Below are 16706 nucleotides of genomic sequence, written 5' to 3'. Positions count from 1 at the left end.
TGGATTTTACTGTAATTACGCTGTCGTAGGCTTTATAGCAAGCGGCGAACCAATTTATAAAAGTATAAATAAAACAGAATCTTACACTTATTTATTTATACTCAAAGCTAATACTTACCTAACAAATTAACTGTTTTGGTGCGTGGGACGCACTATTGCGGGGTTCTTTTTTTGTTCAATATCAATTATTTGCGACGTTAGACAGCTTAACGCTTGTCAACTCACATAGTTATAAATACATGATAGTGTAGAATCTAGAGCACCGCTGTTGTCTTGCAACACCTTTTTCCCTGCATCTCCTGCTTGCACCGCCTTGCTGGGTGATTCCAGCCATGTTGCCACTTTAGAAGCTATTTGCGCAGCATTCTCAACAATGTAAAGTGCGCCGCAGTCTTGCAAGTAGTCACAAATGACCGGGTTATTGTACGTGTGAGGCCCCATTAAAATTGGTAGCGAAAAAGCTGCTGGTTCAAGGGCATTGTGCCCGCCTTTGTCAGCAATTGAGCCACCAACAAATGCAAAAGACGCCACTGCGTAAGCGTTATTCAATTTACCCATTTGATCAAGTAGAACAACATTCACGTGGTCAGGGACCTTTTCGGTAACTGAACTTCTCACAAATTGTAGCCCGTGCTTTTCTAGTAGTTTAGCCGCGCTCTCGAAGCGCTCAGGGTGTCGCGGAACTATAACAACTCGAAGCTGTGGCTCTATTTCCCACAACGTTTTCACAGCTTCAATTATCTCGCTCTCTTCACCATCATGCGTACTTCCTGCCACGAATACAGGGCTTTCACTATCTTTCAGCCCTAGGAAGTTGATTGAGGTTGAACCGACGGAAGCGGCCTGATCAAACTTTATATTGTTGGTCAGCGTAAGCTTGTCTTGATCAACTCCAAGCCATGCGTAGTTCTTGAAGTCACGTTGCCCTTGCGCGCAAACATGAGACAGCTTGGCTAACATTGGATTAAAAAGCTTACTGATTTTTTTATAACGCCTAGCAGAACGGTCAGTCATTCTGGCGTTGATAACGAATACAGGGATATCTCGCTTCCAACATACATCGATTAGATTTGGCCATAATTCGACCTCTGTAATCATGACGGCTTTAGGTTTTACTCGATTTAGCATCGCCGACATCGTAAACGGTAAATCATAAGGTAGATAAAAATGATGAACCGTGTCTGCGAAAATGTCTGTTACGCGGGCTGACCCCGTAGGTGTAGTGGTTGTTACCGTAATTTGTGCGTCAGGCTCTTCTTGCATAATGCGTTTAATGACGCACGACGCTGCTACCACTTCGCCAACAGACACACAGTGAAACAGGTATCCGTTTTGTTTTTGCGGCTTGGCAACTAGACCAAAGCGTTCAAAGCGACGTCGATTGACACCTTTGCTTTTCTGAGCGCCTTTTAGCAGGAGATGAATAAACGCGAAAGGAATGGCCAAAGCCAAAACTATCGAGTACAGCCACCGACACAAGGTTTCAGATAAAGTAGGTTTATAGCCATGTGAACTGGCAACACCCATAAAGACTTCCTTTTTTGGTATTAGTTTTTCCGGCAGTACTTTTTAGCGCAGCTTAACGTATGTAGCCAAACGCGTTACACCGATGTAAATCATTCCGCGACGAGCCTAGGTATTACTTACCAATACGCTCATTCCTAATCGAGTAAGCACTTGCTTACTTTCAATATTGTAATAGTTAAAAATCTAACGTCTAGGCTAAACGTGGCTTATCCATTGGTTTAGTGTGACATCCGCAGTCTTATTTGCTTTGGCACCTGTTTCACGATTGTAGCGTGAAATATTGTGTAGTGGACGATAGAAATTATCGAGAAGAGTCAAAGTAAAACGGTCTTATTTAACCAACTGGCGTATATAGTTTATTAAATAAATTTTAAGGAAGACATTTGAGCAACAGCGTTTTACACATCGAGCTTGGGACACATTTGCACGGCACAGCTGAACAAGTGACTTACCTAATAAATGCGTTGGAACACTATGATGACTTATCGCAACATTTGATTTGCGCTGAAGACAGTGACCTTCGGCATACGTCATTCAAGCACTGTACAACCCACACTATTAAGTACGCAGGTGGATCAGATTTTCTTTGTGTCAAACGGTTGCTTGAAGTGGTAAATTCAATAAATCCAGCCATTATCCATGTGCATAGCGAACGCGGGCTAGATGTCTGGGGTGCCATGCTGGCAAAAATTTCTGGTATTCCTACCGTTTGCACCAAACGGGCAGATACCCCCGAAACTCACTTTTCATTCTACAAATATAAACAGTTCGATGCTGTTATTAGTATTTCTCAAGGCGTGCAAAACGTAGTGTCATTACACTGTGAGGGTGTAAAACACCAATGTGTTATTTACCCTGCTGTAGACATAAAACAATATTCGCAAGCTCGAAACAGGGCATGGCTGAATAAGACGTTTTCTATTCCAGATAATCACTTCGTTGTGGCCAACTTTGCCCAATACATTTCACAGAATGGTCAAGCCGATATCATCTTAGCGATGCATGATGTGTTGAATGAACATGAAAACGTGACTTGTCTACTTTTTGGAGAAGGAAGCTTGAAAGACAGCTATCAGTCGCTCATTGAGCGCCATAATTTAGGTGACCACGTAAAACTATGCGGGTTTACTGATGACGTCGCCAAAATACTGCCCAACATTGATATCCTTGTACATCCTTCATACTCCGAGGGCCTTGGAGATATTTTACTTCAAGCTGGCGCAAGTAAATGTGCAGTGTTATCAACTCCAGTTGGCGGTATTCCAGAAATTATTAAGCACAAAGAAACGGGGGTGATGATGGCACCTGGTGATATTGATGGCATAGGAGAAAGTATAATCAGCTTAATTGAAACACCAGAGAAACGAGCACAGTACGCTGAAGCTTTGCATCGGTATATCGCAAGCAAGTTTACTATTCAGAGAATGGCTGAAGCTCATGCAGACTTGTACAGCACCTTAATATTAGAAGGGAAAGAGCAAGCCTAGGAATAAGGCGGAATTAAGAATATTGAGCATGTTCGACAGACACAAAAAAGCCGCTCGAAAGCGGCTTTTTTAAGACTTTTAAAAAAGTTAGCGATTAAACGCCAGCTTTTTCAACAACGTCAACTAGCATCCAAGATTTGTTCTTAGATAGCGGGCGACATTCACGTACTGTTACTACGTCACCTTTATTGCACACGTTGTTTTCGTCGTGGGCGTGAAGCTTAGTAGAGCGCTTGATGAACTTCCCGTAGATTGGGTGCTTAACAAAACGTTCAACTACAACAGTGATGGTTTTGTCCATCTTGTTGCTAACCACACGACCTTGTACTGTACGAATTTTTTGCTCAGTCATTACGCATCAGCCTTTTGAGTCAGAATGGTTTTAACACGCGCGATGTTACGACGTACTTTTCTCAACTGATCAGTTTTTTCAAGCTGACCTGTTGTGTGCTGCATGCGTAGGTTGAACTGTTCGCGTAGCAGGTTAATCAACTCTGCGTTCAGCTCTTCTACGCTCTTGTCTTTCAGTTCAGTCGCTTTCATTACATCACCGTCCGAGTTACAAAGGTTGTTTTAAATGGCAGTTTAGCCGCTGCCAATTCAAACGCTTCGCGTGCAAGATTTTCAGGAACACCTTCCATCTCGTAAAGAACACGACCAGGCTGAATTTGGCATACCCAGTACTCAACGTTACCTTTACCTTTACCTTGACGCACTTCTAGAGGCTTCTCAGTAATTGGCTTGTCAGGGAAAACTCGAATCCAAATTTTACCTTGACGCTTAACGTGACGAGTCATAGCACGACGCGCTGCTTCGATTTGGCGCGCAGTCATTCGACCACGACCAACTGCTTTAAGGCCGTAAGTACCAAAGGCAACAGTGCTACCCGCTGCGAAGCCGCGGTTGCGGCCTTTGTGCATCTTACGGAACTTCATGCGTTTTGGTTGTAACATGATTAGCCCTCTCGCTTAGCGTTGCGGCCTTTCTTCTTAGGTTGAGCAGCTGGTGCTTGCTCTTGAGTTGTAGGTAGACCACCTAGAACTTCACCTTTGAAGATCCATACTTTAACGCCGATGATACCGTAAGTAGTTGACGCTTCAGAGGTTGCGTAATCGATGTCCGCACGGAAAGTGTGCAGAGGAACGCGACCTTCACGGTACCATTCAGAACGTGCAATCTCTGCACCGCCCAAACGGCCGCTAACTTCAACTTTGATACCTTTCGCGCCTAGACGCATTGCGTTTTGTACTGCGCGCTTCATAGCACGACGGAACATAACACGACGCTCTAGCTGGCTAGAGATGCTGTCAGCTACTAGCTGGCCATCTAGCTCTGGCTTACGTACTTCAGCGATGTTGATCTGAGCTGGCACGCCGGCTAGCTTAGATACATAGTTACGCAACTTCTCTACGTCTTCACCTTTCTTACCGATTACAACGCCTGGACGAGCAGTGTGAATAGTCACACGGATGCTCTTAGCAGGACGCTCGATCACGATTTTTGAAAGTGAAGCGTTCTTTAGTTGCTTAGTCAGATACTGACGTACCTGATGATCGTTATACAGGTTGTCTGCATAGTCTGCAGTATTAGCGTACCAGGTAGAAGTCCATGGTTTGCTGATACCCAGGCGTATACCTGTAGGATGTACCTTCTGTCCCATTATCTACTCCTAGTTATCCGCTACAACCACAGTGATGTGACTGCTGCGCTTGAAGATACGATCAGCACGGCCTTTAGCACGTGGCTTGATACGTTTCATAGTTGGACCTTCGTCAACGAAAACTTTAGACACGCGTAATTCGTCGATGTCTGCGCCTTCGTTGTGCTCTGCGTTAGCAATCGCAGATTCCAATACTTTCTTTACTAGCGCTGCGCTTTTCTTCGGGCTGTACGCAAGAAGCTCTAGAGCTTTCTCAACGTGCATTCCGCGAATTTGATCCGCAACCAAGCGTGCCTTTTGAGCCGACGTGCGGGCAAAACGGTGTTTAGCTAATGCTTCCATCTTCCTACCCCTTAACGTTTAGCTTTCTTATCCGCGACATGGCCGCGGTAAGTACGCGTTGGCGCAAATTCGCCCAACTTGTGGCCGACCATTTCGTCACTAATAATGACAGGTACATGTTGGCGACCGTTATGGACCGCAATGGTCAACCCAATCATATCTGGGATGATCATAGAACGACGAGACCAAGTTTTGATTGGTTTACGTTCGTTCTTTTCCACTGCAGCCTCTACCTTCTTCAGCAAGTGAAGGTCAATAAAAGGACCTTTCTTGAGAGAACGTGGCATGGTGAATCCTCGCTATTACTTGTTTCGACGACGTACGATAAGCTTATCAGTACGCTTGTTGCTTCGGGTTTTCTTACCTTTGGTAGGAACACCCCAAGGAGTTACTGGGTGACGACCGCCTGATGTACGACCTTCACCACCACCGTGTGGGTGATCAACCGGGTTCATGGCAACACCACGAACGGTAGGACGAACACCACGCCAGCGTGTAGCACCAGCTTTACCTAGTGAACGAAGCATGTGCTCTGCATTGCCAACTTCACCGATAGTGGCGCGGCAATCAGATAGAACTTTACGCATTTCGCCAGAGCGTAGACGTAGGGTAACGTAGTTTCCGTCACGTGCTAGGATCTGAGCGTAAGCACCAGCAGAACGTGCGATTTGTGCACCCTTGCCAGGCTTCATTTCAATTGCGTGTACAACAGTACCTACAGGGATGTTGCGCATAGGTAGCGTGTTACCAGACTTGATCGGAGCATCCGAACCAGACTGGATTGCATCACCTGCTTGCATACCCTTAGGAGCCAGAATGTAACGACGTTCACCGTCTGCGTACAATACTAGTGCAATGTTTGCAGAACGGTTTGGATCGTATTCTAAACGCTCAACTTTAGCTGGAATGCCGTCTTTGTTGCGTTTAAAGTCGATTACACGGTAGTGTTGCTTATGACCACCACCGATGTGACGAGTGGTAATACGACCATTGTTGTTACGACCGCCAGATTTGCTGTTCTTTTCAAGCAAAGGTGCGTACGGTGCACCTTTGTGCAGGTCAGGATTTACGACCTGAACAACGTGACGACGACCGGCAGAAGTTGGCTTAGCTTTCAATAATGGCATTTCTAATCCCCTTCTTACTCAGCACCACCGACAAAGTCGATGTCCTGACCTTCTTTAAGAACCACGTAGGCCTTTTTCCAGTCGCTGCGCTTACCGAAAGACATGCCGTGACGCTTGGTTTTACCCTTAACGTTCACAGTACGAACACCTTCAACTTCAACTTCAAACAGTTTTTCAACTGCAGCTTTGATTTCGGCTTTGTTCGCGTCTTTAGCTACTTTAAATACAACTGTGTTGTTCGCTTCAGCAGCCATTGTAGACTTTTCTGAAACGTGAGGTGCTACTAGCACCTTCAGTAGACGTTCTTCTTTCATGCTAACGCCTCCTCAAGTTGTTTAACCGCATCAGCAGTCATTAGCACTTTTTCAAATGCAATCAGGCTCACTGGGTCGATGCCTGCTACGTCACGTACGTCAACTTTGTACAAGTTGCGCGCCGCTAGGAACAAGTTCTCATCAACTTCAGGAGTAACGATTAGAACGTCATTTAGTTCATATTCGTTAAGTGCAGAAATAAGAGCTTTAGTCTTAGGTGCGTCAACACCGAACTTCTCTACAACAACCAAACGGTCTTGACGGATTAGTTCAGACAGGATGCTCTTAATCGCACCGCGATACATTTTCTTGTTAACTTTTTGGTCAAAGTCACGAGGCTTTGCTGCGAAAGCACGGCCACCGCCAACCCAAATTGGGCTACGGATTGTACCAGCACGCGCGCGGCCAGTACCTTTTTGACGCCATGGCTTCTTACCGCCACCACGAACTTCAGCGCGAGTTTTCTGCGCTTTTGTACCCTGACGAGCACCTGCACCGTAAGCTACAACTACCTGGTGTACCAGGGCTTCGTTGAATTCACGTCCAAAGGTCGCTTCGGATACTTCAAGAGCGCTTTGCGCGTCTTTCAATGTTAATTCCATCAGTTCACTCCCCAGACGTTACGCTTTAACAGCTGGCTTTACGATTACATCGTTGCCAGTTGCGCCAGGTACGGCACCTTTAACTAGGATAAGGCCGTTCTCTACGTCAACACGTACCACTTCCAAAGACTGAGTAGTCACTTGCTTGTTACCAAGCTGACCAGCCATTTTCTTGCCTTTGAATACTTTACCTGGTGATTGGTTTTGACCAATTGAACCAGGAGCACGGTGTGACAAAGAGTTACCGTGTGTCATACGCTGAGAACTGAAGTTCCAGCGCTTGATAGCACCTTGGAAACCTTTACCTTTTGATGTACCAGTTACATCAATCTTTTTAGTGTCGTTAAAGATTTCAACAGTGATTTCACTGCCTACTTCAATATCGGCACCTTCGTTTTCTTCTAGGCGGAATTCTACTAGAGTGCGTCCAGCTTCAACACCAGCTTTAGCAAAGTGTCCTGCTTCAGCTTTGTTGATGCGGTTAGCTTTCTTAGTTCCAGCAGTAACCTGAAGAGCGCGATAACCGTCAGTTTCCTCAGTACGAAGCTGAGTAACGCGGTTTGGGGTCGCTTCAATAACAGTCACAGGGATAGACGTACCATCTTCAGTGAAGATGCGAGTCATACCCACTTTACGACCGACTAGACCAATCGCCATTGTTATAACCCTCTCTTATTAGCCCAGGCTGATTTGAACATCAACGCCAGCAGCCAAGTCCAAACGCATCAACGCGTCAACTGTTTTATCAGTTGGCTCGATGATGTCTACCAAACGCTTGTGAGTACGGATTTCATATTGATCACGCGCGTCTTTGTTAACGTGCGGAGAAATCAGAACTGTATAGCGTTCTTTGCGAGTAGGTAGAGGAATAGGACCACTTACCTGAGCACCAGTGCGTTTCGCAGTTTCAACGATTTCAGCCGTAGACTGATCGATCAACTTGTGATCAAACGCTTTCAAACGAATGCGAATTCTTTGATTTGGCATCGATTAAGCTCCAATCGAAAGAACAAAAAAATTCACCCTTTCTCTTCCACTTATTTCGGAAAGAAAGGATGTGCGTAAACCGATGGTTCCCAATTGGAACCCTGTTCTTTTTTCTAGCACGCCAGCAACAGGCTAATCAGTGATGATGAATCCGTTACTTCGGCAACCACCCTAAAAGCAGTGAGGTCGCGGCTAAAAATTACGTGCCCTAATTGGGCAGTGGGCGCGAATTATACAGAAAGGCGGAAGCAATGCAAGAGGCAGTTTGCTTTTTAAACACATATTTTTGCGCTATACCAGTGTATGTAACTGTCTATAAGTAGTATTGTTGCTTTCGTGGTATAGGTATATGTTAGTACCCTACACGTTAGTCGCGAGTTTTAGTGTCTTAAGCAAAACGGATGTAGCGCAAATCTTATTAGTAGTGAGAATATGGAAGTAGAGAATAACCAGCAAACATTTGCACAAATTAAACGCATCCTAAACAACCATTCCACGTTGTTGGATGCGTATGGATTGTTAGAGCCAATTATACTTGATTTGTTCGACGCACAGCGTATGAGTATTTTTCAGCGCCGACGCCAGCATCAAGATTTAGTCGCGCGTTTTAAAACGGGCAAAGAAACACTAGAAATAAAAGTACCTATCAGTCCGATGTCAATTGCAGGTTACGTTGCTCTGTCGCAGAAATCGGTAGTTATTGACGACCCTTACAATCCCGCTCTATTGCAAAGCATACATCCTCGTTTACGCTTCGCTGACAAATTCGATAAAGGCAACGACTTTAAAACGCAAAATATTCTTTGTGTTCCTATTATGAATGCTGGCGTTTTGATGGGCGTTATACAAATCATCAATAAGTCACATGGCGGTTTTACCGAAGAAGACCTTAAGCTTGGCAACGCATTGGCGCTTATATTGGGAGACAAGTTCAGGTTTGAACTCGGCGGAACAAATGACCCGTTCGATCTCCTCGTTCATAAGGGGCTGATAGAGGAGGCAACGCTAAATGATATACAAGAATCGACGCCTGACATTCGCGCTCTTATTCAACGTCTTATCTCAGAACAGCGGATTTCTGAAGAAGAAATAGGCAACTCGCTATCTACTCATTATCAAGTGCCATTTCTTCCTTACCTGCCTGAAAAATACCACAGGTTTGAAAATGAAAGCCGCTTAAATGTTTCTTACCTTAAACGAAACTATGTGGCCGTTATAGCCGATGCGCATGACAAACCTATTGTATTGATGGCCGAGCCAAACAATGCCGCGCTACTCATGGAAATAGAAAGCGCTATGGGCATCGATAGCTATGAAATAGCGGTGAGCCTGCCTAGCTTAATTCTTCAATACTTGGGGGAGAACAGTGGCGGTGGCGGCCCTGGCGAGATGAGTGACATTCTCGACGAGATTGGCTCTTCAACGGAAGATAACGACGATCAGGTAGATGAGCTATCGGACGATGCACCTGCAGTGGTTCGTCTAGTTAGTAGGATTTTACACGACGCGAAGCGACTAAACGCCTCGGATATTCACATTGACCCTGAGAAAAACGCTCCTACGCGCGTTCGAATGCGCGTTGATGGGGTGTGTCGCGATATGAACCAAGTGCCTAACTCGCATCACAGTGCTGTTATTGCTCGCATAAAGATTATGTCGAACTTAAATATAGCGGAAAAGCGAGTGCCGCAAGACGGAAAGCTTGCCTTTAGAATGAACGGCCAGCTGGTAGAAGTGCGTGTAGCCACTATCCCCACGGTAGCAGGTGAAGGCGTGGTCATGCGTATTCTTGCCTCTGGCGGGGCTATGCCAATCGAAAAAATGAACTTAGCGCCGACTAATCGCTCGCGACTAGAAGAGATGATTAAAAAGCCACACGGCATTTTACTAGTAGTAGGTCCTACAGGTTCAGGTAAAACCACTACGCTTCACGCTATATTGGGATATTTGAACACGCCTGAAAAGAAAATTTGGACGGCTGAGGACCCGGTGGAAATCACGCAACCCGGCCTACAACAGGTTCAAGTAAGCCCTAAGATTGGTTTTAACTTTGCTGCGGCTTTGCGAGCGTTCTTACGAGCTGACCCCGATATTATTCTTATCGGTGAGATGCGTGATAAAGAAACCGCGCATGCGGGTATTGAAGCGTCACTGACGGGTCACTTGGTATTATCGACACTGCATACTAACTCTGCGCCCGAAACCATCACCCGTTTACTCGATTTAGGATTAGATCCTGTCAACTTCTCAGATGCCTGCGTTGGCATATTAGCACAGCGACTTGTTCGAACATTGTGCGGCAGATGCAAAGAGAAATACATTGCCTCTGAAACCGACATGGCTTTTATCGAGCGTCAGTATGGCAAGGCCCATTTAGACGAACTAAACATTCCGACTCCCCTTGAACTTTATAGAGCGAAAGGGTGTGAAGAATGCGGTAATACAGGCTACAAAGGGCGAACAGGTGTACATGAATTGCTTGGCATGACTCCAGAGCTTCGCTCGTTGGTTTACAAAGAAGCAAGCGTGGCAGACATGAAATCACAAGCAGCGGCAGATGGCATGCGCACACTCGTTCAAGATGCAATTTTCAAAGTACTAAAAGGCGACACCGACCTAGCACAAGTGCAAATTGTGGGCGGTGAATGATAGCGTTTCTTTTGAACCACTGATGAAACACGCTAGCAGTAGCGTTAAAAACTACTGCTAGCGTAGTGCTATTTACTTTCTTAAGTATTCTCTTATGACGTAATGCAAAATTCCGCCGTTCTCAAAGTAAGTAAACTCGTTTGATGTATCAATTCTAATATCCATCATAAAGGTGGTGGTTTTTCCTTCATCAGATACCGCTTTAACTTCGACCTCGGTTTGTCCACGCTCTACCGCATCAATTGAGAATGATTCGTTACCTTTAAGTTCTAGCGAGCTTGCACTGTCACCCGATTTAAATTGCAGTGGTAAAATTCCCATACCAATTAGGTTTGAACGGTGAATTCTCTCATAGCTCTCTGCTAAGACCGCTTTTACACCCATAAGTGAAGGACCTTTTGCCGCCCAGTCTCGGCTTGAGCCCGTACCGTATTCTTTGCCGCCAATAACAATGGCTGGCACGCCATTGTCTTTGTACCGCATGGCTGCGTGGAATATAGACATGCTGTCACCACTTGGGTAGTGCGTGGTTGCACTGCCTCTTGTACCGGGCGCAAGCTGGTTTTGAAAACGAACATTAGCGAAGGTGCCTCGCATCATGACTTCATGGTTACCTCGGCGTGAACCATAGGAATTAAAGTCCTTGGGCTCCACACCTTGTGCTTGTAGGTACTCGCCCGCAGGGCTGTCGTCAGCAATGGCGCCTGCTGGTGAAATATGGTCAGTTGTGATTGAATCGCCAACTTTAACCAAGCACCGCGCGTTATCGATGGCAGTCAACGCTTCAGGTTCTTTACCCATCACTTCAAAGAACGGTGGATGCTTGATGTAGGTCGACTCTGGCCAGTCGTAAACCGACGTTTTGCTAACTTTCAGTTCATTCCATTCACCGCTACCTTTAAACACATCGGCATACTTCTCTTTGAACAAATCGCCCGTAACGTTTTCAGCAATATATTGCTGAATCTCGTCTTCCGTTGGCCAAATATCTTTCAAGTATACGGGCGAACCGTCATCGGCTTTGCCAAGGGGCTCTTTAGTAATATCTACATTCATATTACCCGCTAATGCGTACGCAACAACAAGCGGTGGAGATGCCAAATAATTCGCTGCGACATCAGGGTGAATTCGTCCTTCAAAGTTGCGGTTACCTGACAACACAGACGTTACCGTAAGTTTGGCTTTGCGGATAGCGTCGGTGATTGCGTCTGGAAGCGGACCTGAGTTACCAATACATGTAGTACAGCCATAGCCTACTAGGTTAAAACCTAAAGATTCGAGCGGGTCCATAAGGCCTGCATCTTCCAAATACTGCGTAACAACCTGAGAGCCGGGAGCAAGTGATGTTTTAACCCAAGGCTTGCGAGTTAATCCTTTTTCCGCCGCTTTTTTAGCGAGCAAGCCAGCACCAACTAGAACGGATGGATTAGAGGTATTGGTACAACTTGTAATGGCCGCAATAACAATGGCGCCATCCTCTAAGTTAAACTTACTGCCTCTAAACTCTGCAAATGAGTCGTGGTCTTCGTCCACTTCATCGGTAGTACCTAAGCCAGCTTCTGCAATAAGGTCAGTCTCTTCATCTAGCACTTTTACGTCAATTTGAGAGCGGTGCCACTCTTTGAAGGCTTCTGCTGCCTTATCCAGTGCAATTCTGTCTTGTGGGCGTTTCGGCCCTGCCAGCGATGGCACTACGTCATCTAAGTTAAGCTCTAGTGTTTCGTGATAATCCGCATCTTTTGAATGGTCATCGTGCCACAAGTGATTGAACTTCGCATACGTTTCAACAAGAGCGATCTGCTCTTCATCTCTGCCGGTTAGTCGAAGGTAATCTAACGCCACATCATCAATTGGGAAAATGCCACAGGTAGCGCCGTATTCGGGAGCCATGTTGGCAATGGTAGCGCGGTCAGCCGTGGTGAGGTGTTTAAGTCCTGGCCCGTAAAACTCCACAAACTTACCTACAACGCCATGCTCACGTAGCTGTTGGGTGATGGTTAGCACCATATCAGTAGCAGTAACGCCAGCAGGCAGCTTTCCTAACAGCCTGAAGCCCACCACCTTTGGAAGTAACATAGTAACAGGTTGACCAAGCATAGCCGCTTCGGCTTCAATACCGCCAACGCCCCAACCCAATACGCCAAGGCCGTTTATCATCGTAGTGTGAGAATCGGTGCCAACGAGAGTATCGGGGTAAACGATGGTTTCACCGTCTTGTTCTTTGGAAAATACACAGCGTGCCAAATACTCTAAATTAACTTGATGAACAATCCCGCGTCCGGGCGGAACGACTTTGAAATTATCAAAGCTAGACTGGCCCCATTTTAGAAATTGGTAACGTTCTTCGTTTCGCTCAATTTCGATGGCGGTGTTTTTCTCTAACGCGTTTTCCTCGGCAAAATGATCGACCATTACCGAGTGATCTATAACAAGCTCTACTGGATTAAGGGGATTAATCGCCTGAGCATCTCCGCCAAGTCGGTTGACCGCGTCGCGCATGGCGGCTAAATCGACAATAGCAGGCACACCTGTAAAGTCTTGCAGAATTACTCGTGCAGGAACAAATGACACCTCATGGTCTACATGGTTTGTAGTATCCCATTTTGCCACTTGTTCAATGTCGCTACTGTTAACAAACTCTTGGTCTTCATGACGTATCAAGTTTTCTAACAAAATTTTGATACAAAAAGGAAGCCTGTCGAGCGCATATTTATTACCGATACCGTCAAAATTGACCGCCTTGAAGTTTTTGCCGCCCACTTCAAGCTGCGAAAAAGACTTATATTTCATACGCTCTTCATCCTTCTTTGCCTGTTCGTAAAATTATAGACATTTCAACCTTACTGGCACTTTCGCCATGATCACGGCTTTACTTTGTCGCGTTATTTTTTAGTTTGTACGACGTGAACATGAAAAATAGTTCACCTGGAAAATGTGCTTAGTACTTCGGTCATTGGAAACCTTACTTAATTGAAATTTCTGCATTGTTATAGTCAGTTAAAATGGGCTTCAACAATATGTTCTTAAGACTTGAGTGCTTTTGTGATTGCACATAAGACATCTATATAAGTGAGTTATTCTCAAGAACCGTTTCTTTTAACAAACCGCAGATATTTACATTAATGCAACATTTCTATTTTCTTATATAGTACCGGACGGTATGCTTGAACAACTGTAAATCACTTATATTTCGACTCATGAGCAACACGCATAAACATTGGAAAGCTCATTGTGGCAAAAAACAACAACGTGCCTGAAGTAGATATGACTCACCCGTTAGTTAAGAAATACAACCTCGCCCCTCATCCAGAGGGAGGTTATTACCGTCAAGTTTTTCGTTCTGAACATGAAACCAAGTCGTTTGTGCATAACGCTAGTCGACCTGCTCTTACCCATATTTATTTTCTTTTATTAAAGGGGCAAGTAAGCCGTTTTCACCGGGTGCTGCATGACGAGGTGTGGAATCACTACGAAGGGGCACCTTTGCAATTATTCCAGCTTCAACAACAACAATTGTGGGAACGTCGAATTGGTGGACAAGGTAACGAGTATGTTGAAGTGGTTAATGCGGGTAACTTTCAAGCCGCCACTACAATGGGGGATTACTCGCTAGTAGGATGCTCTGTAGCACCGGGCTTTGACTTCGAAGATTTCAGTTTTATTGAAGAGCCGTCAATGCAAGAGTGGATAAAAGTTGCCCACCCTGACTTAACACGCTTTTTATAACGAATAACACAGCGGTTATAAAACTGTTCTTTGATCACACGTCTTACCTGCGATTTAGTACAACCATAAACTGGATTTTTAAGCGCCGATCAAGGATGATAACGGCAGATTTTTAAATATACGTCTGAACGTCCAACTTCTGGAATTATCTCAGACTATTTCACTCTAACGCCGCAGGTAACCCAACTATGTATAAATTGGTACTTATTCGTCATGGAGAAAGTCAGTGGAACTTGGAAAACCGTTTCACAGGCTGGCACGACGTTGACTTGACCGACACTGGTGTAGCGCAAGCAAAGACCGCAGGTCAGCTTCTTAAAGATGCTGGATTTACATTTGATCAGGCTTATACGTCTGTGCTTTTACGTGCCATTAAAACGCTAAACATTGCACTTGAAGAAATGGGTCAGCACTACCTTCCGGTAGAGCGTCACTGGCGCCTGAATGAGCGTCACTACGGTGCACTAACTGGCCTAGACAAAGCTGAAACTGCAGCGAAGCACGGCGAAGAACAAGTTAAAATTTGGCGTCGCAGCTTCGATATTCCACCGCCAGCCGTTGAAGATGACAGCGAGCACTTCCCTGGCCACGATCCTCGCTACAACACTGTTGATGCTGATATTCTACCTCGCGGTGAAAGCCTTAAACTGACTATCGAACGCGTACTACCATACTGGCATGACGTAATTCGCCCAGACATCCAAGCGGGCAAGCGCGTTATTATTGCCGCCCATGGTAACAGCCTACGTGCCTTGGTTAAGTATCTTGATGGTATGTCAGACGAAGAAGTATTGGGTCTGAACATTCCTACAGGTGTACCGCTAGTATACGAACTAGACGAAAACCTTAAGCCAATCTCAAAAGAGTATCTTGGCGATGCTGATGCTATCAAAGCGATGATGGATGCTGTGGCAAAACAAGGCCAAGCAAAGTAAGCATAATTTGATGTGCTAATACAAAAAAGCCAGTGTAGCAATACACTGGCTTTTTTATTGATTTTTAGCAGTCTTAGCTTGGTACTTTCACCAACCAGTTGTGGGTGTCTTCTGCTTTACCCCACTGAATATCATTTAGTGCCTGTCTTAGTTTCATTGTCACTGGGCCTGCTTCACCACTACCAACCTGATATTCCTTATCATTGTGGATAAAGGTTCCTACAGGGGTTAATACCGCTGCTGTGCCTGAAAGCGCCGCTTCAGTATTTGGTTTAGCTGAACGCTCGAGTAACTCGTCAACAGTAATGTCACGCTCACTCACTTTCATGCCATGGTCTTTGGCAATTTGAAGGATAGTGGCGCGGGTTACACCGTGCAAGAAACTAGAATCTAGCCCTTTGGTAATAATTTCATTACCATCAATAAGTAAGAAGTTAGCTGCGCCCGTTTCCTGAACGTCACCATTAGGACAGAAAAGAATTTGGTCGGCTTGCACTTCTGCACGAGCTTTAAGGATAGGCGGTAACGCACTGGCGTAGTTACCACCGCTTTTTACCATGCCCATGTGTGGTGCACAGCGCATACCTGTTTCATCGAGTAACAAGCGAAGTGGCTTTAAACCGCCAGCGAAATAATCGCCAACCGGCGATAACAATACATATAGCATTGAGTTTGCTGATGGCGCCGCTGCTTTACCGATAGACGCTTCCGTACCAATATGCGTAGGACGGATGTACATAGAGCCAGGAGGCTCTGGAACTTCAGACGCGTACTTAGCCACGATATCGATGATCATCTTCTCCACTTGCGCCTTGTCGATTTCTGGCAAGTTCAAAAGGCGGCTACTTTGCGCAAAGCGCTCAATATTTTTATCCATTCTAAAAATATTGATGCTGCCATCTTCGTGCTTGAATGCTTTCAAACCTTCAAAACAAGTACTTGAATAGTGAAGCACGTGTGCACCAGGATGCAGTTGAATGCTGTCTGCGCTGACAAATTCGGTGTCAGTCCATTTATCGTTGACAAAGGTAGCAAGTGCCATTTGTGGCATAAATACTGTACCGAATACGGCCATTGGTTCGTCCTATTTACTTCGACTAAAAAAATATCCGATAGAGTTTACCAAAAAACGTTCACTTTGCTAAAAGTAAGTAGAATCTATTGGCGCTTTTATTTTAGAAGATCGTCTACAAATACTGACGGCAACATAAATATTGGGGTCAGAGTACATTTATCTGACCGCAGAGCCTGTAGGAGAACTAAAGTACTCTGCCCCTGAGGGATCCCCACGAATTTAATTTCATACGATTCCAGCCCAGGCCTTGTCGGTAATGGAGCTGTACCATTTGA

General features: G+C 45.3%; 18 protein-coding genes. 4 read left to right on the top strand and 14 right to left on the bottom strand.

The window, feature by feature from the left end:
* Positions 1-216: 216 nt before the first annotated feature.
* Positions 217-1527, bottom strand: a complete 1311-nt coding sequence (gene waaA, locus ACHUFN_RS13740) for a lipid IV(A) 3-deoxy-D-manno-octulosonic acid transferase (protein WP_394222980.1) — start codon at positions 1525-1527, stop codon at positions 217-219.
* Between the two features lie 383 nt (positions 1528-1910).
* On the opposite strand from waaA, the gene ACHUFN_RS13735 reads away from it, so the two are divergent.
* A complete protein-coding gene (locus ACHUFN_RS13735) occupies positions 1911-3014 on the top strand; it encodes a glycosyltransferase family 4 protein (protein WP_394222979.1) in 1104 nt (367 codons plus the stop codon).
* A 94-nt stretch (positions 3015-3108) separates the two neighbouring features.
* On the opposite strand, the gene rpsQ is transcribed toward ACHUFN_RS13735, so the two are convergent.
* From rpsQ to rpsJ, 11 genes are read right to left on the bottom strand one after another with little or no spacing between them, the layout of a single operon-like run.
* On the bottom strand, positions 3109-3366 hold the full coding sequence (gene rpsQ / locus ACHUFN_RS13730) for a 30S ribosomal protein S17 (RefSeq protein ID WP_014997066.1): 258 nt from the start codon (positions 3364-3366) through the stop codon (positions 3109-3111).
* Positions 3366-3557, bottom strand: a complete 192-nt coding sequence (rpmC, locus tag ACHUFN_RS13725; protein WP_012516965.1) for a 50S ribosomal protein L29 — start codon at positions 3555-3557, stop codon at positions 3366-3368. The genes rpsQ and rpmC overlap by 1 nt, the downstream gene beginning before the upstream one ends.
* Complete coding sequence (gene rplP / locus ACHUFN_RS13720; RefSeq protein WP_012516964.1) at positions 3557-3967, bottom strand: 50S ribosomal protein L16; 411 nt, start codon at positions 3965-3967, stop codon at positions 3557-3559. The genes rpmC and rplP overlap by 1 nt, the downstream gene beginning before the upstream one ends.
* 2 nt (positions 3968-3969) lie before the next feature.
* Positions 3970-4674: a 30S ribosomal protein S3 gene (rpsC, locus tag ACHUFN_RS13715; protein WP_014947978.1), complete on the bottom strand. Its 705-nt coding sequence runs from the start codon at positions 4672-4674 to the stop codon at positions 3970-3972.
* A gap of 9 nt (positions 4675-4683) precedes the next feature.
* Positions 4684-5016: a 50S ribosomal protein L22 gene (gene rplV, locus ACHUFN_RS13710; RefSeq protein WP_014947977.1), complete on the bottom strand. Its 333-nt coding sequence runs from the start codon at positions 5014-5016 to the stop codon at positions 4684-4686.
* A gap of 11 nt (positions 5017-5027) precedes the next feature.
* The gene (gene rpsS / locus ACHUFN_RS13705; RefSeq protein ID WP_012516961.1) at positions 5028-5303 is read right to left on the bottom strand and encodes a 30S ribosomal protein S19; all 276 of its coding nucleotides are present in this window, start codon (positions 5301-5303) and stop codon (positions 5028-5030) included.
* Positions 5304-5318: 15 nt separating this feature from the next.
* The gene (gene rplB, locus ACHUFN_RS13700; protein ID WP_014947976.1) at positions 5319-6143 is read right to left on the bottom strand and encodes a 50S ribosomal protein L2; all 825 of its coding nucleotides are present in this window, start codon (positions 6141-6143) and stop codon (positions 5319-5321) included.
* Positions 6144-6157: 14 nt separating this feature from the next.
* Positions 6158-6457 carry a 50S ribosomal protein L23 gene (rplW, locus tag ACHUFN_RS13695; RefSeq protein ID WP_012516959.1) on the bottom strand — a complete coding sequence of 100 codons (300 nt, stop codon included), beginning with the start codon at positions 6455-6457 and terminating at the stop codon, positions 6158-6160.
* Positions 6454-7059 (bottom strand): 50S ribosomal protein L4, encoded by a 606-nt coding sequence (gene rplD / locus ACHUFN_RS13690; RefSeq protein ID WP_012516958.1) that lies wholly within the window; start codon positions 7057-7059, stop codon positions 6454-6456. The genes rplW and rplD overlap by 4 nt, the downstream gene beginning before the upstream one ends.
* A gap of 18 nt (positions 7060-7077) precedes the next feature.
* Positions 7078-7716 carry a 50S ribosomal protein L3 gene (gene rplC, locus ACHUFN_RS13685; protein WP_014947975.1) on the bottom strand — a complete coding sequence of 213 codons (639 nt, stop codon included), beginning with the start codon at positions 7714-7716 and terminating at the stop codon, positions 7078-7080.
* An 18-nt stretch (positions 7717-7734) separates the two neighbouring features.
* Entirely contained in the window at positions 7735-8046 is a 312-nt protein-coding gene (gene rpsJ, locus ACHUFN_RS13680; RefSeq protein WP_010179497.1) for a 30S ribosomal protein S10, read from the bottom strand.
* Positions 8047-8478: 432 nt separating this feature from the next.
* On the opposite strand from rpsJ, the gene ACHUFN_RS13675 reads away from it, so the two are divergent.
* Positions 8479-10695 carry a GspE/PulE family protein gene (locus tag ACHUFN_RS13675; RefSeq protein WP_394222977.1) on the top strand — a complete coding sequence of 739 codons (2217 nt, stop codon included), beginning with the start codon at positions 8479-8481 and terminating at the stop codon, positions 10693-10695.
* A 72-nt stretch (positions 10696-10767) separates the two neighbouring features.
* On the opposite strand, the gene acnA is transcribed toward ACHUFN_RS13675, so the two are convergent.
* Entirely contained in the window at positions 10768-13485 is a 2718-nt protein-coding gene (acnA, locus tag ACHUFN_RS13670) for an aconitate hydratase AcnA (RefSeq protein ID WP_394222975.1), read from the bottom strand.
* Positions 13486-13926: 441 nt separating this feature from the next.
* On the opposite strand from acnA, the gene ACHUFN_RS13665 reads away from it, so the two are divergent.
* The gene (locus ACHUFN_RS13665; RefSeq protein ID WP_394222974.1) at positions 13927-14421 is read left to right on the top strand and encodes a cupin domain-containing protein; all 495 of its coding nucleotides are present in this window, start codon (positions 13927-13929) and stop codon (positions 14419-14421) included.
* 188 nt (positions 14422-14609) lie between these two features.
* Complete coding sequence (gene gpmA / locus ACHUFN_RS13660; RefSeq protein ID WP_394222973.1) at positions 14610-15356, top strand: 2,3-diphosphoglycerate-dependent phosphoglycerate mutase; 747 nt, start codon at positions 14610-14612, stop codon at positions 15354-15356.
* A gap of 73 nt (positions 15357-15429) precedes the next feature.
* On the opposite strand, the gene ACHUFN_RS13655 is transcribed toward gpmA, so the two are convergent.
* A complete protein-coding gene (locus ACHUFN_RS13655) occupies positions 15430-16431 on the bottom strand; it encodes a branched-chain amino acid aminotransferase (protein ID WP_394222972.1) in 1002 nt (333 codons plus the stop codon).
* Positions 16432-16706 lie beyond the last annotated feature (275 nt).

Origin of the sequence: Alteromonas gracilis (assembly GCF_043642145.1) — a bacterium.
In the GTDB taxonomy this organism is placed as follows: domain Bacteria; phylum Pseudomonadota; class Gammaproteobacteria; order Enterobacterales; family Alteromonadaceae; genus Alteromonas; species Alteromonas gracilis_B.
The sequence above is the reverse complement of the archived record's forward strand: the minus strand, read 5'-3'. Positions and strand labels throughout refer to the sequence as shown.

Bases quoted from the DNA above. Each gene is read 5' to 3' on its own strand.
- waaA (WP_394222980.1), bottom strand. From the start codon at position 1,527: ATGGGTGTTGCCAGTTCACATGGCTATAAACCTACTTTATCTGAAACC.
- rpsQ (WP_014997066.1), bottom strand. From the start codon at position 3,366: ATGACTGAGCAAAAAATTCGTACAGTACAAGGTCGTGTGGTTAGCAAC.
- rpmC (WP_012516965.1), bottom strand. From the start codon at position 3,557: ATGAAAGCGACTGAACTGAAAGACAAGAGCGTAGAAGAGCTGAACGCA.
- rplP (WP_012516964.1), bottom strand. From the start codon at position 3,967: ATGTTACAACCAAAACGCATGAAGTTCCGTAAGATGCACAAAGGCCGC.
- rpsC (WP_014947978.1), bottom strand. From the start codon at position 4,674: ATGGGACAGAAGGTACATCCTACAGGTATACGCCTGGGTATCAGCAAA.
- rplV (WP_014947977.1), bottom strand. From the start codon at position 5,016: ATGGAAGCATTAGCTAAACACCGTTTTGCCCGCACGTCGGCTCAAAAG.
- rpsS (WP_012516961.1), bottom strand. From the start codon at position 5,303: ATGCCACGTTCTCTCAAGAAAGGTCCTTTTATTGACCTTCACTTGCTG.
- rplB (WP_014947976.1), bottom strand. From the start codon at position 6,143: ATGCCATTATTGAAAGCTAAGCCAACTTCTGCCGGTCGTCGTCACGTT.
- rplW (WP_012516959.1), bottom strand. From the start codon at position 6,457: ATGAAAGAAGAACGTCTACTGAAGGTGCTAGTAGCACCTCACGTTTCA.
- rplD (WP_012516958.1), bottom strand. From the start codon at position 7,059: ATGGAATTAACATTGAAAGACGCGCAAAGCGCTCTTGAAGTATCCGAA.
- rplC (WP_014947975.1), bottom strand. From the start codon at position 7,716: ATGGCGATTGGTCTAGTCGGTCGTAAAGTGGGTATGACTCGCATCTTC.
- rpsJ (WP_010179497.1), bottom strand. From the start codon at position 8,046: ATGCCAAATCAAAGAATTCGCATTCGTTTGAAAGCGTTTGATCACAAG.
- ACHUFN_RS13675 (WP_394222977.1), top strand. From the start codon at position 8,479: ATGGAAGTAGAGAATAACCAGCAAACATTTGCACAAATTAAACGCATC.
- acnA (WP_394222975.1), bottom strand. From the start codon at position 13,485: ATGAAATATAAGTCTTTTTCGCAGCTTGAAGTGGGCGGCAAAAACTTC.
- gpmA (WP_394222973.1), top strand. From the start codon at position 14,610: ATGTATAAATTGGTACTTATTCGTCATGGAGAAAGTCAGTGGAACTTG.
- ACHUFN_RS13655 (WP_394222972.1), bottom strand. From the start codon at position 16,431: ATGGCCGTATTCGGTACAGTATTTATGCCACAAATGGCACTTGCTACC.